General features: G+C 62.9%; 23 protein-coding genes and 3 pseudogenes. 22 read left to right on the top strand and 4 right to left on the bottom strand.

Annotated elements, in window-relative coordinates; all coding sequences use genetic code 11:
* Positions 1–25 precede the first annotated feature (25 nt).
* The 14 genes from LDO29_RS06870 to LDO29_RS06805 all read left to right on the top strand — a co-directional run bounded on the left by LDO29_RS06870 (position 26) and on the right by LDO29_RS06805 (position 13,580).
* Positions 26–991 carry a LysR family transcriptional regulator gene (locus tag LDO29_RS06870; protein ID WP_224079024.1) on the top strand — a complete coding sequence of 322 codons (966 nt, stop codon included), beginning with the start codon at positions 26–28 and terminating at the stop codon, positions 989–991.
* A gap of 160 nt (positions 992–1,151) precedes the next feature.
* Entirely contained in the window at positions 1,152–2,783 is a 1,632-nt protein-coding gene (locus LDO29_RS06865) for a thiamine pyrophosphate-binding protein (RefSeq protein ID WP_224079023.1), read from the top strand.
* A gap of 22 nt (positions 2,784–2,805) precedes the next feature.
* Positions 2,806–3,540, top strand: coding sequence for a succinate dehydrogenase/fumarate reductase iron-sulfur subunit (locus tag LDO29_RS06860; RefSeq protein WP_224079022.1), 735 nt, complete (start codon positions 2,806–2,808; stop codon positions 3,538–3,540).
* A gap of 2 nt (positions 3,541–3,542) precedes the next feature.
* Positions 3,543–3,878, top strand: a complete 336-nt coding sequence (locus LDO29_RS06855) for a succinate dehydrogenase (protein ID WP_224079021.1) — start codon at positions 3,543–3,545, stop codon at positions 3,876–3,878.
* Positions 3,875–4,222, top strand: a complete 348-nt coding sequence (locus tag LDO29_RS06850; RefSeq protein ID WP_211947612.1) for a succinate dehydrogenase — start codon at positions 3,875–3,877, stop codon at positions 4,220–4,222. The genes LDO29_RS06855 and LDO29_RS06850 overlap by 4 nt, the downstream gene beginning before the upstream one ends.
* Positions 4,223–5,971: an L-aspartate oxidase gene (locus tag LDO29_RS06845; RefSeq protein ID WP_224079020.1), complete on the top strand. Its 1,749-nt coding sequence runs from the start codon at positions 4,223–4,225 to the stop codon at positions 5,969–5,971. It begins immediately after the preceding gene.
* A 12-nt stretch (positions 5,972–5,983) separates the two neighbouring features.
* A complete protein-coding gene (locus LDO29_RS06840; RefSeq protein ID WP_224079019.1) occupies positions 5,984–6,919 on the top strand; it encodes a fumarate hydratase in 936 nt (311 codons plus the stop codon).
* The gene (locus LDO29_RS06835; protein WP_224079018.1) at positions 6,913–7,596 is read left to right on the top strand and encodes a fumarate hydratase C-terminal domain-containing protein; all 684 of its coding nucleotides are present in this window, start codon (positions 6,913–6,915) and stop codon (positions 7,594–7,596) included. Before LDO29_RS06840 ends, LDO29_RS06835 begins: the two co-directional genes overlap by 7 nt.
* Before the next feature lie 47 nt (positions 7,597–7,643).
* Positions 7,644–8,477, top strand: a complete 834-nt coding sequence (locus tag LDO29_RS06830; RefSeq protein ID WP_224079017.1) for an amidohydrolase family protein — start codon at positions 7,644–7,646, stop codon at positions 8,475–8,477.
* Between the two features lie 65 nt (positions 8,478–8,542).
* Complete coding sequence (locus tag LDO29_RS06825) at positions 8,543–9,469, top strand: LysR family transcriptional regulator (protein WP_224079016.1); 927 nt, start codon at positions 8,543–8,545, stop codon at positions 9,467–9,469.
* 2 nt (positions 9,470–9,471) lie between these two features.
* Positions 9,472–10,374, top strand: a complete 903-nt coding sequence (locus LDO29_RS06820) for a LysR family transcriptional regulator (protein WP_224079015.1) — start codon at positions 9,472–9,474, stop codon at positions 10,372–10,374.
* A gap of 360 nt (positions 10,375–10,734) precedes the next feature.
* Complete coding sequence (locus LDO29_RS06815; RefSeq protein WP_396022635.1) at positions 10,735–11,682, top strand: Bug family tripartite tricarboxylate transporter substrate binding protein; 948 nt, start codon at positions 10,735–10,737, stop codon at positions 11,680–11,682.
* A 123-nt stretch (positions 11,683–11,805) separates the two neighbouring features.
* Positions 11,806–12,807 carry a Bug family tripartite tricarboxylate transporter substrate binding protein gene (locus tag LDO29_RS06810; RefSeq protein ID WP_224079013.1) on the top strand — a complete coding sequence of 334 codons (1,002 nt, stop codon included), beginning with the start codon at positions 11,806–11,808 and terminating at the stop codon, positions 12,805–12,807.
* 32 nt (positions 12,808–12,839) lie between these two features.
* The gene (locus tag LDO29_RS06805) at positions 12,840–13,580 is read left to right on the top strand and encodes a sulfite exporter TauE/SafE family protein (protein ID WP_224079012.1); all 741 of its coding nucleotides are present in this window, start codon (positions 12,840–12,842) and stop codon (positions 13,578–13,580) included.
* Positions 13,581–14,254: 674 nt separating this feature from the next.
* Here LDO29_RS06805 and LDO29_RS06800 read toward each other — a convergent pair.
* Positions 14,255–14,941 (bottom strand): annotated as a pseudogene (locus tag LDO29_RS06800) (tyrosine-type recombinase/integrase); the annotation flags it as partial.
* Positions 14,942–15,382: 441 nt separating this feature from the next.
* Positions 15,383–15,778, bottom strand: a complete 396-nt coding sequence (locus LDO29_RS06795) for a hypothetical protein (RefSeq protein ID WP_224079011.1) — start codon at positions 15,776–15,778, stop codon at positions 15,383–15,385.
* Between the two features lie 132 nt (positions 15,779–15,910).
* On the opposite strand from LDO29_RS06795, the gene LDO29_RS06790 reads away from it, so the two are divergent.
* From LDO29_RS06790 to LDO29_RS06775, 4 genes and pseudogenes are all read left to right on the top strand, one after another.
* The gene (locus tag LDO29_RS06790; protein ID WP_224079010.1) at positions 15,911–16,417 is read left to right on the top strand and encodes a YkgB family protein; all 507 of its coding nucleotides are present in this window, start codon (positions 15,911–15,913) and stop codon (positions 16,415–16,417) included.
* Between the two features lie 54 nt (positions 16,418–16,471).
* The gene (locus LDO29_RS06785) at positions 16,472–16,930 is read left to right on the top strand and encodes a RidA family protein (protein WP_224079009.1); all 459 of its coding nucleotides are present in this window, start codon (positions 16,472–16,474) and stop codon (positions 16,928–16,930) included.
* A 512-nt stretch (positions 16,931–17,442) separates the two neighbouring features.
* Positions 17,443–17,892: a GNAT family N-acetyltransferase gene (locus LDO29_RS06780; protein ID WP_224079008.1), complete on the top strand. Its 450-nt coding sequence runs from the start codon at positions 17,443–17,445 to the stop codon at positions 17,890–17,892.
* A gap of 75 nt (positions 17,893–17,967) precedes the next feature.
* Positions 17,968–18,159, top strand: a pseudogene (locus tag LDO29_RS06775) (NmrA family transcriptional regulator); the annotation flags it as partial.
* Positions 18,160–18,256: 97 nt separating this feature from the next.
* Here the strand turns inward: LDO29_RS06775 and LDO29_RS28185 are convergent.
* On the bottom strand, positions 18,257–18,391 hold the full coding sequence (locus tag LDO29_RS28185; RefSeq protein ID WP_290369530.1) for a hypothetical protein: 135 nt from the start codon (positions 18,389–18,391) through the stop codon (positions 18,257–18,259).
* A gap of 108 nt (positions 18,392–18,499) precedes the next feature.
* Between LDO29_RS28185 and LDO29_RS06770 the strand changes: the two genes are divergently transcribed.
* The 4 genes and pseudogenes from LDO29_RS06770 to LDO29_RS06755 all read left to right on the top strand — a co-directional run bounded on the left by LDO29_RS06770 (position 18,500) and on the right by LDO29_RS06755 (position 21,694).
* Complete coding sequence (locus LDO29_RS06770) at positions 18,500–19,135, top strand: nitroreductase family protein (protein ID WP_224079007.1); 636 nt, start codon at positions 18,500–18,502, stop codon at positions 19,133–19,135.
* Positions 19,136–19,494: 359 nt separating this feature from the next.
* Entirely contained in the window at positions 19,495–20,040 is a 546-nt protein-coding gene (locus LDO29_RS06765) for a carboxymuconolactone decarboxylase family protein (RefSeq protein WP_224079006.1), read from the top strand.
* A gap of 144 nt (positions 20,041–20,184) precedes the next feature.
* Positions 20,185–20,514 (top strand): annotated as a pseudogene (locus LDO29_RS06760) (glutathione S-transferase N-terminal domain-containing protein); the annotation flags it as partial.
* Between the two features lie 223 nt (positions 20,515–20,737).
* Complete coding sequence (locus tag LDO29_RS06755; protein ID WP_224079005.1) at positions 20,738–21,694, top strand: AraC family transcriptional regulator; 957 nt, start codon at positions 20,738–20,740, stop codon at positions 21,692–21,694.
* Positions 21,695–22,448: 754 nt separating this feature from the next.
* On the opposite strand, the gene LDO29_RS06745 is transcribed toward LDO29_RS06755, so the two are convergent.
* On the bottom strand, positions 22,449–23,345 hold the full coding sequence (locus tag LDO29_RS06745; RefSeq protein WP_224079003.1) for a LysR family transcriptional regulator: 897 nt from the start codon (positions 23,343–23,345) through the stop codon (positions 22,449–22,451).
* Positions 23,346–23,402 lie beyond the last annotated feature (57 nt).

Here is a 23,402-nt window from a genome sequence, read left to right as displayed (position 1 = left end):
GGCGTGACGTAAGGGTGGTCTGGATATGACGAAAACCAACGTAGAGGATCTTTGGGAGCACTTGCATTGGCTCGTTGTCCTGCATCAGCAGGGCAGCTTCAGCAAGGCCGCCGCGCGGCTCGGCGTGAGCAAGGCCTCGATGAGCCAGCACATTGCCGATCTGGAAAAAGCCGCCGGCATCACACTCGTGCAGCGCACCACGCGCAGTGCGACGCTGACGGATGCCGGCCGGCAACTGGTCGATTCGATGCGCGGCGCGTTCGAGCAGATCGCCACGGGTTATGCCAATGTCCGCGACCTTGCGGGTGCCCCGCGCGGCTTCCTGCGCTTCACCGCGCCGGTGGCGTTTTCCCGGCAGCAGCTGGTGCCGCGGTTGCCCGAATTCCTGCGCCGCTATCCGCAGATCCAGGTCGAGCTGGATATGTCCGACCGATTGCGCCCGCTCGCGCAGGAAGGGTTCGACATTGCCGTGCGGCACACGTCCGCGCCGCCGGAAACCCATGTCGCGTGGACGCTGGCGGCCACGCGCACGGTGCTGGTGGCAAGCCGGTCCTATCTCAGGACCAGAAGCGCGCCCGAATCGCCCGAGGCACTGGCCGATCATGCCTGCCTGCACTATCCCCGCCGGCAAGGCACCGCCACGTGGACCTTCGTGCCGGAGGCGCCGGACACGGGTGCGGGACATGCCGATCCGGTGACAGTCCCCGTTGCCGGCCCGCTCGCGGTCAACAACAGCGAGGCGTTGCGTGACGCCGCGATTGAAGGTCTCGGCATCGCGCTGCTGCCGGACTTCAGCGCGCAGTCGGCGCTGGAAAGCGGAAGACTGGTCGAACTGCTGCCGCAATGGCGCGCGACCGGGGCCTTCGGGGACTGGCTCTATGCCATCCGCCCGTATTCCGCACACGCGTCGCGTGTCTCGCAAGTCTTTGTCGAGTACCTGAGGGAGTCGTTCTCGCAGGGGTTCACGTTCCGCCCGCCGGCCCAGCTCTGATCGTCCAGCGCAATGAGGTATCTAAAGATCACATTGCGTTCTTAAGTTCAAAAAATATCAATCTATATCTAATTGATTCAGAAATATCGATTACTTAAACTTTATTCAACCCAACCACAGAAGACCACGGCCGGAAAAGAACGGTCGGGTACGGAGACAAATGCTCGGTTCGGAACTCGTCATTCGTGCGCTGGCGCGCCGGGGTGTGACTACCATCTTCAGTCTCTCCGGCAACCAGATCATGCCGCTCTACGATGCGTGCATCGATGCCAGGATCCGGATCGTCCACGTCCGCCATGAAGCCGCGGCCGTCTTCATGGCCGATGCGTGGTCGCAGGTGACGGGCGAACTCGGCGTGGCGCTGCTGACCGCCGCGCCGGGCATTGCCAACGGCATCGCGCCGCTGTTCTCCGCAACACAGGCGGAAAGCGCCGTGCTGGTGTTGTCCGGCGATTCCTCCGTGGCCGAAGACGGCATGGGTGCGTTCCAGGAACTGGACCAGGTTGCCATGACGGCACCGCTGACCAAATGGTCGAAGCGAGTGACTGATGCCAGAACACTCGTTTCCACGCTGGACACGGCCATGTCGACGGCAATGGCCGACCGTCGCGGCCCCGTGCACCTCGCCTTGCCGTTTGACCTGATGACGCGGGAATCCGGCATTGACGCATTGCCCGCGCAGATACCCGATGCAAAGCCGGTCGAGCCGGCCGCGAACACCATCGAGGCTATCGCGCAATTGCTGGGCCAGGCGCGCCGTCCGCTGATCCTCGCCGGCCCCTCGCTGTGCCGGGAACGGAATCGCCGGGCCTTGGCGGCACATAGCCAGGCCTTGCATGCGCCCATCGTGCCGATGGAAAGCCCTCGCGGCCTGCGCGATCCGTCGCTGGGCGCGATCGCCGAAGTCGTCGCGGAATCCGACCTGATCGTCCTGCTTGGCAAGCGCCTCGACTTCACGGTCGGGTTTGGCCGCGAGAGCGTTTTTGGCAAGACGGCGCGCGTCGTCGCGATCGACCCTGACGTGGACATGCTGCGCCGGGCAGAAAGGCTTCTTGGCGACCGCCTCGCCGCGCGCTGCGTGTCCGATGTGTCCGTAGCACTCGACAGGCTTGAACAAGCGTCCCGGCCGCCCGAGCAAGATCGTGCCGCATGGATGGAGCGTGTTGGCTCCGCCCGTCTCGAACGTGGCGCGGCCCCGGCCGGATCGAAGCCCGGCATTCATCCGCGCGCCTTGTGCGAATCCGTCAACCGCTTCCTCAGCGGTGTACCGGAACCGATCCTCGTCTGCGATGGCGGCGAGTTCGGCCAATGGGCGCAGGCGTTCTGCACCGCGCCGACGCGGATCATCAATGGCGTGTCCGGCGCGATCGGCGGCGGCATCTGCTATGCCATTGCCGCGAAGATCGCCCGGCCCGGGGCCACGGTCGTGCTGCTGATGGGCGATGGCACCGCCGGCTTCCACCTGTCCGAGTTCGACACCGCCGTGCGCGAGCAGGCCGGCGTCATTGCCGTAATCGGCAACGACCTGCGCTGGAACGCCGAACACGTCATCCAGCAACGCACCTACGGCGAGGACCGCCTGATCGGCTGCGGGCTGAGCGCCACGGCGCGCTACGACGCCGTGGTGGCCGGGCTGGGAGGATTCGGTGCGTTCGTCGAACACATCAACGAACTGGCGCCAGCACTGCAGGCAGCGCTCGCCCGCGGCCAGCCAGCCTGCATCAACGTACGGATGGAAGGCGAGCCCACACCGGTGTTCGCGCGCAATCAGGCTGGCGCATCGGCGCATTGAACGACACGAAGGGGAGACAGTGATGGAGGCGACAAAGGCCGCGCAGCGCATGCTCACGGTACGCATTGCACGCGGCACCGGGGAGGGCAGTTTCACCACCTATGAGGTGCCGTGGCGCGAGAACCAGACCGTGCTGGATGTGGTCACCGAAGTGCAGCGTCGCCTCGACCCGACGCTGTCCTACCGCTTCGCGTGCCGCGTGGGCGTGTGCGGTTCGTGCGCGATGACCGTCAATGGCCGGCCGCGCTGGACGTGCCGCACGCACGTGAGCCGCGTGGAAGAGGATGGCGTGATCGTCATCGAGCCGCTGCGCAACATGCCGCGCATCAAGGATCTGGTGGTCGACATGTCGGAGTTCTTCGACAAGTGGAAGAAGGCCGGCAACACCTTTGTCGGCACCGCCACGCGCGGCGACCCGCCGGCCGCCGTGTCGCCGGCCAGCCGCAAGCGCAAGATGGCCGACGCCGCGATCGAATGCATCAACTGCGGCGTGTGCTATGCCGCCTGCGATGTGGTGTCGTGGGACAAGGAGTACCTGGGCCCGGCAGCGCTGAACCGCGCCTGGACGCTGTTCAACGACGAGCGCCATGCCGATCCCAAGGACGTACTGCGCAAGGCAACTTCGGGCAGTGGTTGCAACGCCTGCCATACGCAGGGCAATTGCATGACGCACTGCCCGGTCAGCCTGAGCCCGACGGGCAGCATCGCGGGCCTGAAGAAGAACGCGCTGCTGCAATTCCTGAAGGGAGGGGGTTGAACATGGAGCCGCGTCTCTTCGCCCTCCAGCGTCTCACGGCCATGGTCATGGCGCCGTTCGTGCTGGTGCACCTGGGCGTCATCCTCTATGCGGTGCGAGGCGGGCTGACCGCCGCCGAGATCCTGTCGCGCACGCAGGGAAGCTGGGTCTGGATTCCGTTCTATTCGCTGTTCGTGCTCAGCGTGGCGGTTCACGTGCCGATCGGCCTGCGCAACATTCTCATCGAGTGGGCCCGGCTCAGCCGCAGCGCCGCATCGGTGCTGTGCCTGTTGTTCGGCCTGGTACTGCTGGCGATGGGACTGCGCGCAGTGGCGGCGGTCGGAGGGCTCTGGTCATGAAGTCACCACGCAATCATCGCGCGTACTGGGCATTCCTGGGCCATCGGCTCTCGGGGCTCGCGCTCGGCATCTTTCTTCCCGCGCATTTCTATGTGCTGGGCCTTGCGCTGGACCAGCGCGCCCGCATGGACGCGTTCCTGAAGTTCGCCGACATGGGCGCGGTCAAGTTCGGCGAATGGGGGCTGGTGCTGCTGCTGTCCATCCATATGTGCTTCGGCCTGCGGCTGCTGGCGCTGGAACTGTTGCCGTGGAGTTCCACGCGCGACGCACGGCTGTCGTGGATCGGCTGGGGCGGTGCGCTGTCGTTGCTGGTCGGCGTGGTCTTTGCCCTGGGGGTAATCTGAATGCAAATCGAGAACCACAAGACGGACATCCTGATCCTCGGCACTGGCGGGGCCGGCCTGTTCGCGGCGCTGCACGCCAAGAAGGCCAACCCCGCGCTGAAGGTGTCGGTGGCGGTCAAGGGCCTGCTGGGCAAATGCGGCTGTACGCGCATGGTGCAGGGTGGCTATAACGTGGCGCTGTCCTCCGGCGATTCGGTCGAACGCCACTTCATGGACACGATCGAGGGCGGCAAGTGGCTGCCGCGGCAGGATCTGGCCTGGCGGCTCGTGGAAGGCGCGGTCGAGCGCGTGCGCGAACTCGAGAACGAGATCGGCTGCTTCTTCGACCGCAACCCGGACGGCACGCTGCACCAGAAGGCGTTCGCGGGGCAGAGCTTCGACCGGACCGTGCACAAGGCCGACCTGACCGGCATCGAGATCATCAACCGGCTGATGGAGCAGGTGCGCGCGCTCGACGTGGAAGAGATGGAAGAGCACCGCGCGATCGAATTGATCCCCGCTGCGGACGGCTCCGGCATTGCGGGCGTACTGTTCATCGACATGCGTCGCGGCACCTATCGCTTCGTGCAAGCCAAGGCCGTGCTGCTGGCCACCGGCGCGGGCCCGACCATGTATCGCTATCACACCCCGTCGGGCGACAAGACTTGCGACGGCCTGGCCATGGCGATGCGCTACGGCTTGAGCCTGCGCGACATGGAGATGGTGCAGTTCCATCCGACCGGGCTGCTCGGCGGCCCGGATACCCGCATGACCGGTACGGTGCTCGAAGAAGGCCTGCGCGGCGCGGGCGGCTGGCTGCTCAATGGCGACGGCGACCGATTCATGACCAACTACGATGCACGCGGAGAACGCGCGACGCGCGATGTGGTCAGCCGCGGCATCTATGCCGAGATGCGCGCCGGCCGCACCGGGCCGATGGGCGGCGTCTATATTCAGATGAGCCACCTCGGACCGGAGAAGGTGGCCAGGACCTTCCCGGGCATGGTCAATCGCTGCAGCGACTGCGGCTTCGACCTGGCAGGCGGGCGCGTCGAGGTAGTGCCGACTGCCCACTACCTCATGGGCGGCGTCGAGTTCAACGTCGACTGCAGCACGGCATCGCCAGGTCTGTTCGCCGCTGGCGAGGACTGCGGTGGCGTCCATGGCGCGAACCGCCTCGGCGGCAACGGCGTGGCGAACTCGACGGTGTTCGGCGGTATCGCGGGCGATGCGATGGCCGCTTACGTCCCGGGCGTGCGGCAATGGAAGGAGCCGGACCGGCGCGTGATCGCGCGCGGCATCGAGCGTGCCGAGTATCCGTTCTCGAAGCCGGCGGGCGCGATCCACGAACTGCGCGACGCACTCGCGCAGACGATGTGGGACGACGTTGGCGTGCTGCGCCATGAGGCGGCGATGCAGCGCGGACTGGAATCGGTCGCGTCGCACCAGCGCGCGTTGATGGCCATTGGCGTGCCCGACGGCGACCGGCGCTACAACGTGACCTGGCATGACTGGCTGAACCTGCAAAGCCTGGTCGACATGTCGCGCGTCATCACGGTGTCCGCGCTGGCTCGCGAGGACAGCCGCGGCGCGCATTTCCGTGAAGACTTCCCTGATACGGGCGACCTGCACAGCAGCCGCTATACCCGCGTGAGTGCCGACGGCGACGACATTCGCCTGGAGATGGTCCCCGTCAAGTTCGATATTGTCCGGCCCGGAACCTCGCTGATCACTGGCGAAGCCGGCCAACCCCCGAAAGTTGCCGCATAGAGGACTGCTACGATGACCATTTCCATCGATCGGGTCGAGGAAGCCGCGTTCGAGATCATGAAACGCGCCGCGATCGAGATCCCCAAGGACTACAAGCAAGGTATCCAGGCCTTGCAGAAGACCGAGACCGGCAAGCTGCCGCGCTTCGTCATCCACGCGATGCAGGACAACTGGGAAGCCGCCGACGAGGACCGCCGTCCGATGTGCGCGGACACCGGCTTGCCACGCTACTACGTGAAGGTCGGCAATGAAGCGGCGGTCCAGCGCGGCTTTGTCGCCGTCGAGCGGGCGCTGCGCAAGGCGACTGCCGACGCGACGCTGGCCGTGCCGCTGCGCCCGAACCGCGTGCATCCGCTCTGGCGCACCGACAACAACAACAACGTCGGCATCAACGCACCGGAGATCGAGTGGTCGTTCGAGCCCCATGCCGACTGGGTCGAGATCACCACGGTGCATAAGGGCGGCCTGTTCGGCACCGACTACCGCATGCTGTTCCCCGGCGACGGCATCGACGGCATCAAGCGCTTCGTGCTCGATACGCTGATCGCGTTCGGCAAGCGCGGCCTGGCGTGCCAGCCGGCCATCGTCGGCATCGGGCTGGGCGGCTCCAAGGATACGTGCATGCAGCTCGGCAAGCAGGCCGCCTGCCTGCGCGTGGTCGGCGACCGCAACCCCGACCCGAAGATTGCCGAACTGGAGCTGGAACTCATGAAGCTCGGCAATTCGATCGGCATGGGGGCCATGGGTTTTGTCGGCTCTTCGATGGTGGTCGATTGCCACATCGAAGTCGGCCATACCCACACGGGCGGCATGCCGGTCAGCCTGCACACGTTCTGCCTGTCGTCGCGGCGCGCCACGGCACGCATCCACGCGAGCGGCGAGATCGAGTACCGCACGGACCCGCAGTGGTTCACCCCCTACCTGCGCAGGGAGACAGTCGAATGGTAAGCCCGCAAGACGATGACCTGAAGGTCTTCCATATCAACCTCCCCGCCACGACGGAAGACATTGCCAGACTGGAACTGGGCTCGGCCGTCTACCTGAACGGCGTGATCTACACCGCGCGCGAGGGCGTCTACAAGAAGGTGCTGGATGAAGGCCGCGAGCCGCCGGTCGAGTTGCGCGGGCTCAGCAACGTCAACTTCCACTGCTCGCCCGCGGCTGCGCCAGATGGTAACGGCGGCTACAACGTCGGCGCGGTGACTGCCACGGCGAGCTTCCGCTTCTCGAAGTGGATCCCGAAGTGGATGGAGAAGACCGGCTGCCGGATCTTCATCGGCAAGGGCGGCATGCCTGCCGACGACTACAAGCGCGTGCTGGCACCCGGCGGCGCGGTCTACCTGACGACGGTCGGGTACGGCACGGGTGCGCTGCTGGGCCGCGGCATCAAGCGCGTGCGCGACGTGTTCTGGCTCGACGAGCTTGGCATCGCCCAGGCGATGTGGATGTTCGAGGTCGAGAACTTCGGCCCGTTCATCGTCGAGAGCGATCTTGAAGGCAACTCGCTCTTTGCCCAGCACGCCGAGGTCATCAACGCCGGCATCGAGAAGCTCTACGCCGGACTCAAGCCGCCCGCACTGCACCGCTACGGCGAGACCGACGACCGCAAGAACGAAGTGATGTAGCCCCAAGCACCCCCAACACACAGGCAGCGAACCGGCAAGGAACGGACATGATCATCGATTTCCGACTGCGGCCGCCACTCGGCGGCTTCCTGAATACCCTGATGTACTCGGCCGGCGAGCGCCGCGACGGCTTCACGCGCACGGTCGGCTTCGAGCCTTCGCCGGCTGCGCAGCAGCAGTCGATGGACCTGCTGATGCGGGAGATGGACGGGGCCGGCGTCGACAAGGGCGTTGTCGTGGGCCGCCTTGCCGGCACGCTGGGCAGCGTATCGAATGACGATGTGGCGCGGATCGTGCGCGACTATCCGGGGCGGTTCATCGGTGCGGCATCGATTGATCCCACCAATCGCGTGGCCGCCTGCAAGACCATTTCGGATGCCGTCGCCGGCGGCTTCAAGGCCATCAACATCGAGCCCGGTTCGTACCCGATACCGATGTACGCGGACGACCGCCGCCTGTACCCGATCTACGCCCATTGCGAAGACCTGGACGTGCCGGTGATCCTGATGGTGGGCGGCACCGCGGGCCCGGACCTGAGCTACTCCGACCCGATACGCACCGACCGCGTGCTCACCGATTTCCCGAAGTTGAAGGTCGTGGTGGTGCACGGCGGCTGGCCATGGGTCACGGAGATTCTCCACATCGCGTTCCGCCGGCCGAACCTGTACCTGTCGCCCGATATGTACTTTTCGAGGATGCCGGGCTGGGAGGAGTACGTGAAGGCGGCCGATACCTTCCTGGCGGACCGGATGCTGTACGCGAGTTCATTCCCGTTCTGCCCGGTGCGGGACTACAAGCAGTGGTTCGAAACCCTGCCGATCCGTCCGGAGAACATGGAGAAGGTCATGGGCGGGAACGCCCGCCGCCTGCTGGGGCTATAGGGCACGCGGTGTGCGTCCGTGCGGCACAATGACGGCGCACCGTACCCCCTGATATCGAGTCGAATATGGACGTCAAGACGCTCTACACCCTGGTCGCCATCGCGGATCGCGGCAGCTTCGCCGAAGCGGGCAACGCGATCGGCCTGTCGCTGTCCGCAGTGAGCATGCAGATGCGCGCGCTCGAGGAAGAGTTGGGCATGACTATCTTCGACCGCAGCCGCAGGCCGCCGATCCTGACGGACGCAGGGCTCGCCTTCACCAACCGGGCCCGCGACCTGCTGACGCACTGGGAAAGCATGAGCGCGGCGCTCAAGCGCGAAGCGGCGGGCGGCGTGCTCAAGCTCGGCGCCGTGCACACGTGCGTGTCCGGCCTGCTGCCGCTGGCACTGAAGCGGCTGCAGCAGCACGGGCATCGCATCGACATCCACCTGACCACGGGGCTGACCCACGACCTGGAGCGCGCCGTGCAACGGCGCCAGCTCGATGTCGCCGTGGTCACCGAGCCCGAGGTGCCGCGCCTGGACCTGGAGTTCACGCCGTTCTTCAACGAAGAGTTCGTGGTCATCACGCATGTCACGACGCGTGGAGATTCGGACAAAGGCGTGCTCGAAACGACGCCATATGTGCGCTTCAATCGCACGGCGCGCGTGGGCCTGCTGGTCCAGGAAGAAATGGTGCGCCGGCAGATCGCGGTCCGGTCGACGATGGAGATCGACACGCTGGATGGCGTTATCGCCATGGTCGCAAACGGCCTCGGCTCCTCGGTGGTGCCCGCGCGCGGCGTGCAGAACGAGTTTCCGGCGTCGATCCGTACCATCCCGTTCGGATCGCCGCCGCTGATGCGCAGGCTCGGCATTCTGGTGCCGCGCGACAATCCGCGCGCCCACCTGTCGCGGCTGCTGCTCGATGCGCTGACGGCTGTTACAGCGCCAACGAGCGCGCCAGCCAGCACCCCCGACGACAGCCGGCCCAGGCTGGTGCGCAAGCGTTAGCGATGGCGACGGTGCGATTCTCCCTGCGGCAACTCGAACTGTTCTCGGCGGTGGCCAGGACGGGGTCCACGGCAGCCGCCGGGGAAGAGGCTGCATTGTCGCAATCGGCCGTCAGTGCTTCGGTGAACGAACTGGAGCAATTGCTGGGGATCACGCTGTTCGATCGTGTTTCCAAGCGGCTCGTGCTCAACGATGCCGGGCGCGCGCTGCAGGAGCGCGCGAAGCGCCTGGTGCGCGATGCCAGGTCGATCGAGCGCGAGTTTTCCGGAAACAGTCCGCCTTGCCACCTCAAGGTGGCGGCGAGCACGACGATAGGCAATTGCCTGATTCCAAGGATTCTTGCCGATTATCAGGAGCAGTACCCGGATCGGCGCGTCGACACGCATATCTGCAATTCGCAGGAAGTCATCCGCATGGTCGCGGAAGCGCATGTCGACGTTGGCATTATCGAAGGGCCAGACCCCGGCACCGATCTGGTCAGCCTTCCGTGGCGCGATGACGAACTGGTGATCGTCGCCTCTCCACACGACGCGCTTGCCATCGCGCAGCGGGAGAGTGGCTGTCCCGTTTCGGACGAACAACTGCGTAATGCCAGGTGGCTGTTCCGTGAAGAAGGCTCCGGCACGCGCGATGCAGTCAGGAAGGCGCTGCATCCCCACCTGGGCCCGCTGTGTCCACACATGGTGCTGGGAAGCTCGGAGGCGATCCGGCACGCCGTTGAGCTGGGGTTGGGCATCAGCTGCCTGTCGCGGCTGCTGGTTCAGTCAATGCTCGACGGGGGAGCCCTGGTCGAGTTGCGCACCGGATTTCCAAGGCTGATGCGGCCATTGTCGGTCGTTCTGCATCCGGCGCGGTCGATGTCGGCGCCGATGTCGCAGTTCCTGGGCCTGCATCGAAGCGGATAGTCGAAGAGCAAGATCGGACTTGGAGTTGGATCGTGCATTTTCTTTAAATGTGCGAGGCAATGTTTTATCTGGATTTTAATTAACCAGTTTCACTGGTGATATTGACTTCAAGATTCCGTTTCCATTTAAGGATAGTAGTCATTAGCATCGATTAAAGCAGAGACACTGCGCACGATAGTCGCGACGGACAGCGGCACCACAAAGGAGACAGCGATGACACGACTTGGCATTGGAAAGGCGATCAGGCACTGGAAAGGGCTGGCATGGCAATGGCTGCGCCGCGCACGGGCGAATCCCGTGATGAAGGAACTGTGTGGCGGCGGGGACACCAGGCGCTACGCCGGTTCCACCGCCGTGGCCATGTTTGCCTTCGCGATCGCGCCGTTGTACCTGACGCCCGCGCATGCCGAGGAATGGCCCAACAAGCCGGTGCGCCTGGTGGTGCCGTTCGCCTCGGGCGGCGCCACCGATCTGCTCGCACGCGCGCTGGCGCTGGAGCTGGGCAAGCAATGGAAGCAGCCCGTGGTGGTGGACAACCGTCCCGGCGCAGGCGGTGCTGTCGGCGCAGAGGTGGTCGCCAAGGCGGCGCCGGATGGCTACACGCTGCTGCTGGCCTCGGGCAGCATGTTCACGGTGAATCCCTACATCTATCAGAAGCTGCCGTATTCCACGCAGAGCTTCGAGATGATCAGCAAGGTGGCCAGCGGCCCGATGGTCGTCACGGTCAACACCAAGGTTCCCGCCAAGACCGTGGCGGAGCTCATCAGCTATGCGAAGGCCAATCCCGGCAAGCTTACCTTCGGCTCGGCGGGCAACGGCAGCCAGGTCCATATCGCCAGCGAGGCGTTTGCCGAAGCCGCAGGCATGGAGGTCGTCCACGTGCCGTACAAGGGGGACGGTCCGGCCTATGCGGACCTGATGGCGGGTGTGATCGACATGACCGTGGGCAATATCAACGGCATCTCGCCGCTGCTCAAGGGCGGCCGCCTGCGCGCCCTGGCGGTGACGGGCAAGGAGCGCTCGCCGCTGCTGCCCGACGTGCCGACGGTGGCGGAAGCCGGCCTGCCGGGCTTCAGCTTCTACGGCTGGTTCGCGCTGATGGCGCCGGCGGGAACGCCCAAGGACCTGACCGCAAAGATGTATGCCGATCTCGAGCGCGCGGTATCGGAGCCGGGCATGCAGCGGTACCTGGCCGGGCAGGGCATGACCAAGACGCTGTCCCCGAATGGCCGCCTGGTCGAGGAGATTGCGCAGGAATCCGGGCGGTGGAAGATGCTGGTGGCCAGGCGCAAGATCTCTGCAAACTAGCCGGTCCATGGAGGGACACCTGATAGGACGTTGAAATGTCCGGGTGTCCGACACAGAGCGTACCCACTGTCGGATGGCAGGCAGCGCCTGAGCCGCCACCGTCCGGAAACGGAGACAAGCGTCATGGATCGAATGCTTCGCAGGACCCTGCGGCTTGCCGCGCTCGGCGTGGCAGCAGCAGGCGCTGCGGCGGTGCTGCCCACTGCCGCGCAGACGTATCCGAGCCGGCCGGTCACGATCGTCGTGCCGTTCAGCGCGGGCGGCGACGCGGACCAGTCCGCGCGCAACCTGTCCGTCACGGCCTCCGCCATGCTCGGGCAGCCGGTCGTGGTGATGAACCGGCCCGGCGCGAACGGGGCCATCGGCTCGCAGGTGGCGAAAGACGCGGCGCCGGACGGCTACACACTGCTGCTGGCCCGGGTCGGCTCGCAGGTGCTCCTTCCCGCCATCCAGGACTCGGGGCTCCAGTACAAGTGGAACGACTTCACCTTCATCGGCCTGCTCGAACTGAACCCCGTGGTCTGCGTCGTGCATCCGGATTCGAAGTACAAGACCATTGCGGACCTCGCTGCCGAACTCCAGGCGCATCCCGGCAAGCTGAACTACAGCGCGTCGGGCCCGGCCACGGTGCTGAACCTTGCGCCGCAGTTGCTGCTCCAGAGCCTGAACCTCAAGCCGGCCGATGCCGTCAGCGTGAACTACAAGGGCGGCAGCGAGGCGGCGCTCGCCGTGATCTCGAAGGAAGTGGATTTCAGCTGCCCGAACCTGAGTTCCGTGAGCGGGCAACTCTCGGGAGGAAAGCTGCGCGCGCTGGTGACCACGACACCGGAACGGCTGAAGCAGTTCCCGGATGTGCCGACCGTCCGGGAGGCCGGGTTCCCGAAGCTCGAGGCGGTGATCGGCTGGAGCGCGCTGTACGGCCCGCCGAAACTGGCCCCGGAGATCGTCAGGAAGTGGGCCGCCATCCTCAAGGCGGCGTCGGGCGATGCACGCTGGATCTCCGCCAACGCGACGTATGGCGGCATACCACGCGTCCTCACACCCGATGAGACAGCCAGGTATGTCTCGGAGAGCTTCGCGACATATCAGTCGCTGGCCCGCAGTGTCGGCATCAAGGTGCAATAGCGTGGCAACCACGGGAACAACGGGCTGACAGGATGGGAACCGAGCACTACGCGGTCCTGGGGGCGACCGTCGCCGCCGCCTACACGGTATTCGGGCTGACCGGCTTTGGCGCGGCGATGGTGGCGGTACCCGTGCTGGTCCAGTTCATCCCGCTGCAGTTCGTGGTGCCGATGCTGCTGCTGCTGGACCTTGTCACCACCACGATGGTCGGCTTGCGCAACCGCGCTTCCATTGCGCGATCCGAGCTGCTTCGGCTGGTGCCGTTCATGGTCGCCGGGGTGGCGCTTGGCACGACCGTGCTGGCAAAGGTCGAGTCACGCTGGCTGCTGGTCGGCCTTGGCGTGTTCGTGCTAGGCATGACCGCGCGTGCGCTGGCAGCCCCCTCCGTTCGCATGCAGGCGACCGGCAAGGCCTGGTCGGCGCCGGCAGGCATCGTCGGCGGGGTATTCAGCGCGCTGTTCGGGACAGGCGGCCCGATCTACACCATGTACCTGTCCCGGCGCCTGCCGCACATCGACGAGTTCCGCGCCACGATCGCGGCCGTGATCTTGGTCAGCGCAGGCATGCGTCTGGTCGCGTTTGCCGGCAGCGGACTGCTGCAGCAGGCGGACCTGTTGCGCAGCGCGGCGTTCGCGGTGCCGTTCAGCCTCGCTGGCCTGGCCGCCGGGTCGCGGCTGCGCAGGCGCTTCTCCGCGGAGGCCGTGCGGCGTGTGCTGCTGCTGTTCCTGGCGGCCAGCGGCGTCTCGGTGCTGTGCCGCGGCCTGATGATGTAGTGCGACGCGCGTCATCAGGCCGGCATCCGTTGGCAAGGTCAAACAGTTACGGACTGCGCGCATTTCTTCGTCCGCAAAGCCGACGCTGACAAGGCATATCCATAACGGTTGCGTCCTACGCCGGGCGGCTCTGTTTGCCGCAACCTTGCGGGAACCCAAGCAGACATTTCCCGCTTCACATCTGCAATCCGGAGCTGCTCGCAGCCTTTGCGTGGTCCACGCACAGGTTACCCACCACCTGGCTGTCCACACAAACGAGCACGTAGACGCCGACGCGATGCTCTTGGCTGGTTTCGCATTGCAGTCGCGAGCGAAGGGCGGCAGACGGGTCCGGCGTCAGCTTCCGAAGTACAGCGGGCTTTTAGCGCTTCGTCACAGCCGGCATACCATCGGCCGACGCACATAGCGTAAGGAATCGGGAGGAGCCGCTTCGGAAGGTCCGTTTGCGGTGCATCGGCAGTATTGTTGCAGTACAACGGTACTGCCCCAGCGAGGAAGCGCCCTGTCCATGTTGCGTAAGTCTCATCGGTTACTGTCACCTGGCTAGGGACTGGACAGGGACGCAAAGGTCAACCAGCGCCCGTGGCTCATTGTCCGTGGATAATCGGGGCGGTCTGAAACGCAGGAGTACGCGATGAAACGTCTGTTCGAAATCGGATTCGCCTCTGCCGGCTACTGGCGAAGCTGTGTCGCAGCGTATGCATGAACGCGTGCTTCTCAATCTGTGCATCCTGGGCAGCGGCATGGATGGCGCGATTGAGTTGCCGGGGGCTGAGCGGTTGGATGGAGTTAAGGCCCGGGAACTACCAGCCACCGTCGAGCATCTTGCCCTGGGCATGGGCAACACGCCACCAAACGCGCAGGCGTTCGAGCAGCACGGGTGAGAGCATCGCGTAGCGGTCCTTGCGACCCTTGCCCTGTTCGATGCGCAGGGTCATGCGTTCACTGTCGATGTCGGTGACCTTCAACGCCACCACTTCGCTGGCGCGCAAGCCGGCGCCATAGGCGACCGCGAGCGCGGTCTGGTGCTTCAGGTTCCCGGCGGTCGCCAGCAGTCGGCCGACTTCGTCGGGACTGAGTACCACGGGCAGGGGGCGTGGAATTCGTACCAGTCGCATCTTGGCCATGCGTTGCGCATCGCCGAGCGTCACTTCAAAGAAGAACTTCAATCCGGTGATCGCGGCATTGAGCGAAACCGGGGAGATGCCGTGATCGACCAGATGGAGTTGATAGCGTCGTAGGTCCTCAGTGCTAGCCGTGTCGGGAGAGCGGCCGAGAAAGGCCGCGAACTGGCGCACGGCGCGGATGTATTGGGTCTGGGTCTGATCCGCAAGCGTGCGCATCCGCATGTCTTCGATCATGCGCTGGCGTAGCGGGCTGATGGTAGTTTTGGCCGGGACTCGGACGGATACCAACCGCCAGGCCGGCGGCCGTCTCTGATCGGGCCCATAGCGGTCAGTTGAACAGAAGGCGTGGTCAAGAGGGGCGTCGTGGCTCCATGAACTGGCCGGCTCATTGGCGACGTCAGCGTGCCCTGCATCGTGGCTAGTATGAAGTTGCCGATCCCGTCGTGTACCCCGCGTTCGACCTGCTTGCCGGTCACGAGGGCCATACCTCATCTCCTACGCCGCTTGCTGCGGCACACCGATATCGATCACCCACACCTGCTGGAAACCGTGCCGCAAACGTCGCTATGCCGCCGCGATAGAGGTGGGTTGCCTCGTTGTTTTGATCTTTTTTAGCATCTTATTGAGCAAATGTAGTCTCGAAATCAATATCGGGTGAGCCTACAGTGGAGACTCCTAACCCCCTGATGAAAGAGTCGCAGCATGAGCCGAATCGCCAGCGAGAAGACGGGTTGCGACGTTTGTTTGGCCGCACACAGCTTTGTAGGCAAGATGGTAAGTCTGTCGGTCGATGCCTAGCGCGCCATTTGCGCCGGGCAGGCCACGGGTGATGCCAAGCGTGATGCCTTGGTGCGCTTCGCATCTCACCTGCAGACCACCAGTGGCACGATCAACTAAGACGAGTTCACTGCCATCCGCGCGGCCGGCTACACCGACACTCAGTTGGCTGAGATCTCGCCGGCCATCGCGCTCACCATCTTCACCAATACCTTCAACCGTATCAACGGAACCGACGTCGATTTTCCACCCATCGGGTAAGCGCCCTTTCCGGGCGCGCATGGCATCACACATCCAGTTTTCTCCGGGCAGCTTATAGCCGTAATGCGCTCCAATTGTAGGTCTTCGGGCCGCCGGAAACTGCCAACGGCTCGGTCACAAAAGCTCGCTAACAAGGACGCTTACAACTTAAATGGGAAACCTAAAATGACCAGTCTTATGAATCGGGTTCGCGTAAAAATAGCTGAAAAGAGCGTTGGGCCGCTCTCTCATCTGGCTCTGCTCAGATGGGCGCTAGTCGTCGTCTTCCTTTGGTTTGGTGGAATGAAATTCACCGCTTACGAAGCCAACGGCATTGCTCCGTTCATCGTCAACAGCCCCATCATGCGCTGGTTGCACAGCCTATTCGGAGTTCAAGGGGCAAGTTATGTCATAGGTGTACTTGAGCTGTCGACCGCAGCGGCTCTGATTGTCGGAGCCTTCCAGCCCATTGTCTCCGCATTGGGAGCGGCGATGTCCGCTGCGACCTATCTGATCACACTCACTTTCTTCTTGAGCACCCCCGGGGTAGCAGAGGCGACAGCGGGCGGATTTCCGGCGATCTCGGCAGCACCAGGGCAGTTCCTTCTTAAGGACCTTGTTCTGCTGGCCGCATCGCTTTGTCTTCTGCTGACGTCTGTACAGGGCTCGTCGCCCAAAGATCAGAAGCCATGAGGTGAACAAATGGCCCGGATAACCTGGGCCGGCTTATTCAACTGGAGATAAGAGATGACAAACAAGATCACAACGAATGGCAAAGGGGCTGCCTATCATGGCGTGCCAGCGGAAGACGACTACGGCTACGCACAGGCGATTAAGATCGGAAGCATGATCTTTGTTTCCGGCCAGTTCAGTCATGATGACATGGGGGCCATGATCGCACCCGCGGCGCTCGATGATACCGGCAAGCCCACTAATTTCTCGATGATGGCAGAACAGATGCGGGTGACCTACGCAAATGCCGCCAAGATCTTGGCACAGTTCGGCGCCACCCTCGACAACGTTGTGGAAGAGACGCTCTATGTCCTGGATGTCGATGCGGCGTTTGCGGTTGCGGGAAAGGTGCGCAAAGAAGCTTACGCCAAGGTGCGGCCTCAGTGCGCCAGCAATCTGATTGGGGTATCGAGGCTGGCCTTTCCTGACCAGCTTATCGAAATCGTCTTCAAGGCGGTGCTGCCTAGAGCATAGGCGAACCTCGGTTGATACTTCCAGAAAGCGTCAGTGCGATGACGCGCTCGGTGAGTCCGGCTACAAGCTCCTTCGGCATAACGACCTAACCGACGTGCATGAGCGGCACCCCGTCGGACCAGCTTGATGAACGGAACGATGCCAGCGATTTCGATACCAGAACGCAAGACAAGCTCATACGAGAATAGGCATGCGTCCTCATCACCGGCGGGTCAAGCGGCATCGGCCTCGCTCTGGCGCGGGTACTGTTGGCGCGCGGGCGAAAGTAGCGGTCGGCGGGCGGCGCCTGGAAGTCATCATCGAACGCGTTCAATCCCTGTGAACCCGGACTGCCGAGCGCCGCGGCATAGTGGCCTATGTCGCGACGGACGAAGGCCGCGCCACTACGCTCGAATGGGTTCTTGCCGCCCTCAGCGGCCCCAATGCCCTTGGAACAGCGTCGGTGGCATCAGGGGCGGCCGTCCGGTCTGGAGTGTCGCCGGGGGCGGTAGCCTCGATTTCAGGAGTATTCTATGCAATCAGTCGGGATCAAAGCCATTGATCACAACGATTTTGATCTTTGGCTGCCGCTGTGGAAAGGCTATCAGCGGTTTTACGAATTGGATATCCCAGAGTCCGTGACGCTCAAAACCTGGGCGCGCTTTTTGGATCCGGCCGAGCCGATGCATGCGGCGCTAGCCATGGTGGACGAACAAGCATTGGGGTTGGTGCATTCGATCCACCATCGCTCCACCTGGACTACCGGAGACCACTGTTATCTTCAGGACCTGTTTGTTGCGGACGTCGCGCGTGGCAGCGGCATTGGCCGCGCGTTGATCGAGCATGTCTATGCGGACGCGAAACGTCGCGGGGTGTCCCGTGTGCACTGGCTGACGCACGAAACCAACCATAACGCCATGCAGCTTTACGACCGCATCGCTGAGCGCTCGGAGTTCATCCAGTATCGAAAACTATTTCCCTGACATGCGGTTCGTTCGCCATCGGGACTCGTGCGGCGCATCGCCGAAAACCAACCGAGGCTCAGAAGGAGAAGACCCATGAGGATAGTCGTGATCTGCGGCACTGGCCTGATTGGCTTGAAGACCGTTGCCATTCTGCGCGAGGGTGGCCACGAGGTCGTCGCGGCGTCGCCCAACGGTGGCGTCAACACAGTCACCGGCGAAGGGCTCAAAGAAGCCATCACCGGCGCACAGGTGGTGATCGACGTGTCCAATGCGCCTTCATTTGACGCCGGGGGTGGTGCAAGGTGCGGGTGTTCGTGAACTGGGCTGTCGAGGTTTTCTCGTCGCATCCTCACTTCGGCGCGGCACCGCAGAAACCGGCGGCTTAGTTTGCGTATTCATAGCCGACGACCTGGGGCGTCACGACTTGGCGCCGCGGATCGCGCAGTTGCGAATCCCATTGCTCGTCGTGCATTCGACGCTGGATTTTCGCGTCGTGCTCGCAGATGTGGATGGCCAAGTTGTTTTGATCCTTTTGGGCATTTAATCGAGCAGATAGAGTCTCGAAATATGTATCGGCTAGACCTAAAGTGGAGGCTCCTAACCACCTGATGAAAGAGTCCTACCCATGACCAAGGGAACCGCGAAGACCAATGCAGTCATCGAATGTATCTTGAGCCGCAGCGCCGCCAAGTACTACGATCCCGCCGCCACCTTGAGCGACGACGAAATCCGCGCGCTGGTGCGAATCGGCACCAGCGCGCCGACATCCTTCCACATGCAGAACTGGCGCTTCATCGCCGTACGCACGGCTGAGGCAAAAGCTCGGCTGAGCCCGATCGCCTGGAACCAGCCTCCGATCACCGAAGCAGCTGTTACCTTCATCGTCTGCGGCCAGTTGGCCGATTCCAGCGTAATACCAGATCGCCTCGCTCCGCTGGTGGAAGCGGGCGTCATGCCGGCAGAGATGGTGCCGGAATGGGAAATCCCCGCACGTAACCTGTATATGGACTATCCGCAGCGCCAGCGCGACGAGGCAGTACGCTCCGGCACCTTCGGCGCGGCGGCGATGATCTACGCAGCCCGTTCGCTAGGTCTGGGTTCTACGCCGATGATTGGTTTCGATGCCGAAGCGGTGCACCGCGAATTCGGACTGGCCAGGGACGAAGTGCCGGTCATGCTGTTGTCCGTAGGAGCGGAGCGCCCGGGAAACTGGCCGCAGAAGCCGCGCCTGCCGCTGGCCGATGTGTTGGATTTGGTATAGCTGCGTCGCAATCGCAGTGGTCATGCCGGACGACTAAGCGGCTGCCAAGTGAGCGGCAAACACACAAGGTACCTCCCACTTGAAGGCCTGACCAGCTTCGACCCAAGACTTGGGCACGAAGTAAGCCGAGGGATGGTTCCCACATGGACTTTCCCCAATTATTGATGTTTCCAGAATTCATGACAACGCAAAATATTCGTCGTCCCCGCGCAGGCGGGGACCCAGTGACTTTTTGTCCCCCTTCGGGGGACTTGTAAGACGCTGGATTCCCGCCTTCGCGGGAATGACGGTGGTTGCTTTGATGTTGTCGTGAAATAGGGAAAGCTCAATAGTGAAACCAGTAACTTACAGAGACTACGATGCCAAGAACTGCTGCTCTGAAGCCGGAACAGGTGCCGGCCGATTCGAAACCGACCCTCGATGCGTTCACCAAGAACATCGGGTTCACTCCAAATATGATGGCGACCTTCGCGCAGAGCCCCATCGCGTTCAACTCGTGGGCCATCCTGCTTGGGTCCTTGAGTAAGGCGCTTGACGTGAAGACGCGTGACAGCATCGGCCTCGCTGTCTCCGAAGTGAATGGCTGCAACTACTGCCTGACAGTTCACAGCTTTACGGCTGAGCATATGGCCAAGCTGGCGGCCGATGAAATCATTCTCGCTCGGAAGGGCCATGCCAACGACCCGAAGCGCGACGCCGCCGTTCAGTTTGCGCGCAAAGTCATCGAGACCCGCGGCAACGTCACTGACGCCGATCTGAAAGCCGTCCGCGAAGCCGGCTACACGGATGCGAACGTCATGGAGATCGTCGCGCTGGTTGCCATGTATTCCCTGACGAACTTTTTCAATAACGTGTTTGATCCCGAGAAGGATTTTCCTGCCGTCACGCCGGCTGGCTCGATCTGAACCCTATCCGGTCGCATCGACCCTGTCCGAAGGTGCTTGAAGGTTCGACGCGAGTGTAATGCCAAAGCCTGGAGGCACCTGGGAGAGATTCTTGGGAACGCCTCCGGGCTTATCGTATGACCCGCCAAGTCCAGGAGAAAGAAAGTGACACTCGATCATCCAATTTTCGCGCGCTGGCCGGTGGGGTACCCCGATCGGCTGCAACTCTTTTCCTTACCGACGCCCACCGGGGTGGAGGTCGGCATCATGCTGGAGGAGACGGGCCTTGACTATGAGCCTCACCGCATCGACATCATGGAGAACGAAAACCATGATCCGGACTTCCTTGCACTCAATCCCAATGGCAAGATTCCGGCGATCTACGATCCCGACGGACCGAACGGCCGGCCGCTGGCGTTGTTCGAATCGGGAGCGATCCTGATCTACCTCGAAGACAAGGCGGGGCAGTTTCTCTCCACCGATCCCAACACGCGCTGCCGACATGGTGACGATCATCAAGCAGGCGATACTGTCGTTCGTCGCGACAGTCAATGAGGACGGACCGCCCAATCTTTCACCGAAGGCGTCCTTGACGGTCACGAACGGCGCTCTCTCTAGTTCGCCGATATCGCATCTGTCCGAACGATACTGAACTTGAGGCGATAGATGGTTGTGCAATTCCAATAAGATGCCTGAACGTTTCAAGTACCGAGGTCCTATGTCCCAAGTCGACTGGCTGAGCCAACTCCTGCAAATGATCACCATCACTGGCCGGCTGGAGGTCCGTTGCGCCTACGGTGCACCATGGCGTGTAGCCTGGCCACAGTCCGCGGCGCGCGAGATTCCCTACCACGTCGTACTCAAGGGCAGGGCCATTATCGAGAATCCGGAGACAAAGACGACTTTGGAGCTCGGGGGAGGAGATATCGTGCTATTGCCTCACGGGTCGGCGCACGTGCTACACGATGGCAGTGGACACGAGCCGGGTCTCACATACAATCGCCAAGGTTCTGCAGGATGGATGCTCAGCCAGAATGATGGCCAGGGCGAGCATCTGGACTTGTTGTGCGGGCGATTTTTCATCGAGCCGCCTCATGATCGGCTGATTCGCAACTATCTACCCACGAACTTGGTGGTACGGGCCATGGACGGCCATCGTGAAGATGCCATGGGGTCCGCTTCGAACCACCTCGCCAGTCTCGTGGGGCTAATGCGCATGGAGTCCACCGGCGACAAACTGGGCGGATTCGCCATGCTCAACGCGCTAACGTCGGCGCTGTTCACATTGGTACTACGCGCAGCAAGCGAATCCGAGAAGGCTCCGGCAGGCTTGTTGGCGCTTGCCAGCCATCCACGACTGGCTCCGGCCATTTCAGCCATGTTCGCCGATCCGGCACGACCCTGGACTCTGCCTGACCTGGCCGACTTGTGCAGCATGTCACGCGCCACGTTCATGCGGCACTTTCAGGAAAAGCTGGGGCGCTCAGCCATAGAATTGCTGACCGATATCCGGATGAGCCTGGCCGCCAACGAACTGAAGAAGCCGACAATGACCACCGAGGCAGTGGCCGACTCAGTCGGGTATCGATCCGTGGCAGCGTTCCGGCGTGCGTTCACGGACACGATGGGCATGACGCCGGGGCAATGGCGCCGTCTGGCGCGTGAGGGCGAGTAATGCTCTTGGGCTTCGGTGTGCAGCCTGAATGAGGCGCTAGCAGTCGCGGGTGGTCGGGGATTCCAGGGCTCGGGCCCTTGCACTGTTTACGGCCGAGCACGCCCGGGAACTTGTGAGCGCCTCGCGGTGCCCGAAGCAGTGGATGGCTCGAAGAGCGCCTTCCGCTCGCTCCGATCCACCTCTGCACTCGGATCAACCAACGACTCCGAGTGCCCATGGCAACGTCGGGAAATCTGTGCACCTTACTGCTTACGACGCGCGCGGGCGCATGACCGACGTCGATATTGACGGCATCCATACACGGTACGCATTACGATGCGCTAGGTCAGATTGTTGGCGTCGTCGGGCCGTTCGATCTGGTCACCCGCTACACCTATAACGCTGCCCATCGGCTGATCCAGATCCTGGACAAAATCGCGATCGCCGACGAAATAGGGAATGGCTGAGTCTGGCCGGACTCTGCCCGCGGGCTATCCACCTGGGGTCTTGCTGGCGCCGGAGGCGTCTACCGGCCCAAACAAAGGCGACAGCCGCTGTTGTCCACGGAAACCTATACGGGGTGCCGGAATTTCGTGCCGATAAATGTAAAAGAGTCCTGCTGGGCGAGGACTCGTCCTGAATCGATGGCCGCTCGATGCGTCGCTTGTACTTCATGTTCGACGGGTACGCTATGTGGTACGGTTTCCAGTCTGGTGCCGTGGAAGCCGGTGATCGAGCACCGGTCGGGGCGGTAGATCGCAGCGACGGTGAGCGGCTACAGGGTCGGCGCTCTGCCGCCGAGATGCGTCAACAGGTTTTGCATCGGTGCGGATAGCGTGTGCCATTGTTGAAAGCACAGACAGAGCTTTCTGCGCGCCCAGTCATCTCTAATCCTGAGGGTTTTGAATGGGTATCTGCGTCCAAAACGCCTTGCGGCCGCTAATGGAATAATCGCGACCCCCACCCCTTGTGACACCATCTGGCACGATCCCTCGAAGTTTTTCATGCGAATACGGAATGCTAACGTCTTGCGCAGATCGGCAGCGTGTCCGTCGATGTGATCTTGAAGCGCGCTACCGGCCTCCAAGCCAACGAACTGCTCACCCGTAACATCGGCAAAGCAAACTTCCTTCGATTCTGCGAGTCTGTGCGCCACAGGAACAATCAGCACAAGATAATCACTGGCGACAGGTTGGATTGTGAGACCCGTGGGGTTGACCGCATCTGATACCACACCAGCTTCGGCCAGTCCTGCGCCGATCATTCGCACAATCTCGGCACTCGTACGCTCTCTCAGGTCAATGTTCAGACGCGGACGCTGCGCAAGCCACGGGGCAAGCTTCTGCGGCAAGAGGCCGGTCAGCGCTGCCGTATTTGCGTACAGCAGCAACGTACCTCGTGCACCGTCACCAAAGTCGCGTAGCTCCCCTTGCAATAAACTGTGTTGTCGGAGAATCAGACGCGCATGGTGTGCCAGCGCCTCACCTGCCTCGGTGGTCACTACCCCCCGGCGGCTTCTTTCAAGCAGAGCGACACCGGCATCCGACTCGATATTGCTGATACGCTCGCTTGCCGACGCCAATGCGAGGTTTGCTTGCCTGGCCCCGGCTGTAATGCTGCCCGCATCGACCACGCAAAGAAACAGGCGCAAATCCACGAGATCGAATTTCATACCCCCTCCAAGACAGAGTTCCTTCGGCTAGTCCGAAGGCACCATCGGAAAAACCGC

Origin of the sequence: Cupriavidus laharis, from assembly GCF_914271435.1 — a bacterium.
GTDB classification, from domain to species: Bacteria; Pseudomonadota; Gammaproteobacteria; order Burkholderiales; family Burkholderiaceae; genus Cupriavidus; species Cupriavidus laharis.
The sequence above is the reverse complement of the archived record's forward strand: the minus strand, read 5'-3'. Positions and strand labels throughout refer to the sequence as shown.

What these genes read in the sequence shown, in the direction of transcription:
- LDO29_RS06870 (WP_224079024.1), top strand. Translation starts at nt 26, where the DNA reads ATGACGAAAACCAACGTAGAGGATCTTTGGGAGCACTTGCATTGGCTC.
- LDO29_RS06865 (WP_224079023.1), top strand. Translation starts at nt 1,152, where the DNA reads ATGCTCGGTTCGGAACTCGTCATTCGTGCGCTGGCGCGCCGGGGTGTG.
- LDO29_RS06860 (WP_224079022.1), top strand. Translation starts at nt 2,806, where the DNA reads ATGGAGGCGACAAAGGCCGCGCAGCGCATGCTCACGGTACGCATTGCA.
- LDO29_RS06855 (WP_224079021.1), top strand. Translation starts at nt 3,543, where the DNA reads ATGGAGCCGCGTCTCTTCGCCCTCCAGCGTCTCACGGCCATGGTCATG.
- LDO29_RS06850 (WP_211947612.1), top strand. Translation starts at nt 3,875, where the DNA reads ATGAAGTCACCACGCAATCATCGCGCGTACTGGGCATTCCTGGGCCAT.
- LDO29_RS06845 (WP_224079020.1), top strand. Translation starts at nt 4,223, where the DNA reads ATGCAAATCGAGAACCACAAGACGGACATCCTGATCCTCGGCACTGGC.
- LDO29_RS06840 (WP_224079019.1), top strand. Translation starts at nt 5,984, where the DNA reads ATGACCATTTCCATCGATCGGGTCGAGGAAGCCGCGTTCGAGATCATG.
- LDO29_RS06835 (WP_224079018.1), top strand. Translation starts at nt 6,913, where the DNA reads ATGGTAAGCCCGCAAGACGATGACCTGAAGGTCTTCCATATCAACCTC.
- LDO29_RS06830 (WP_224079017.1), top strand. Translation starts at nt 7,644, where the DNA reads ATGATCATCGATTTCCGACTGCGGCCGCCACTCGGCGGCTTCCTGAAT.
- LDO29_RS06825 (WP_224079016.1), top strand. Translation starts at nt 8,543, where the DNA reads ATGGACGTCAAGACGCTCTACACCCTGGTCGCCATCGCGGATCGCGGC.
- LDO29_RS06820 (WP_224079015.1), top strand. Translation starts at nt 9,472, where the DNA reads ATGGCGACGGTGCGATTCTCCCTGCGGCAACTCGAACTGTTCTCGGCG.
- LDO29_RS06815 (WP_396022635.1), top strand. Translation starts at nt 10,735, where the DNA reads ATGTTTGCCTTCGCGATCGCGCCGTTGTACCTGACGCCCGCGCATGCC.
- LDO29_RS06810 (WP_224079013.1), top strand. Translation starts at nt 11,806, where the DNA reads ATGGATCGAATGCTTCGCAGGACCCTGCGGCTTGCCGCGCTCGGCGTG.
- LDO29_RS06805 (WP_224079012.1), top strand. Translation starts at nt 12,840, where the DNA reads ATGGGAACCGAGCACTACGCGGTCCTGGGGGCGACCGTCGCCGCCGCC.
- LDO29_RS06795 (WP_224079011.1), bottom strand. Translation starts at nt 15,778, where the DNA reads ATGTGTGATGCCATGCGCGCCCGGAAAGGGCGCTTACCCGATGGGTGG.
- LDO29_RS06790 (WP_224079010.1), top strand. Translation starts at nt 15,911, where the DNA reads ATGACCAGTCTTATGAATCGGGTTCGCGTAAAAATAGCTGAAAAGAGC.
- LDO29_RS06785 (WP_224079009.1), top strand. Translation starts at nt 16,472, where the DNA reads ATGACAAACAAGATCACAACGAATGGCAAAGGGGCTGCCTATCATGGC.
- LDO29_RS06780 (WP_224079008.1), top strand. Translation starts at nt 17,443, where the DNA reads ATGCAATCAGTCGGGATCAAAGCCATTGATCACAACGATTTTGATCTT.
- LDO29_RS06770 (WP_224079007.1), top strand. Translation starts at nt 18,500, where the DNA reads ATGACCAAGGGAACCGCGAAGACCAATGCAGTCATCGAATGTATCTTG.
- LDO29_RS06765 (WP_224079006.1), top strand. Translation starts at nt 19,495, where the DNA reads ATGCCAAGAACTGCTGCTCTGAAGCCGGAACAGGTGCCGGCCGATTCG.
- LDO29_RS06755 (WP_224079005.1), top strand. Translation starts at nt 20,738, where the DNA reads ATGTCCCAAGTCGACTGGCTGAGCCAACTCCTGCAAATGATCACCATC.
- LDO29_RS06745 (WP_224079003.1), bottom strand. Translation starts at nt 23,345, where the DNA reads ATGAAATTCGATCTCGTGGATTTGCGCCTGTTTCTTTGCGTGGTCGAT.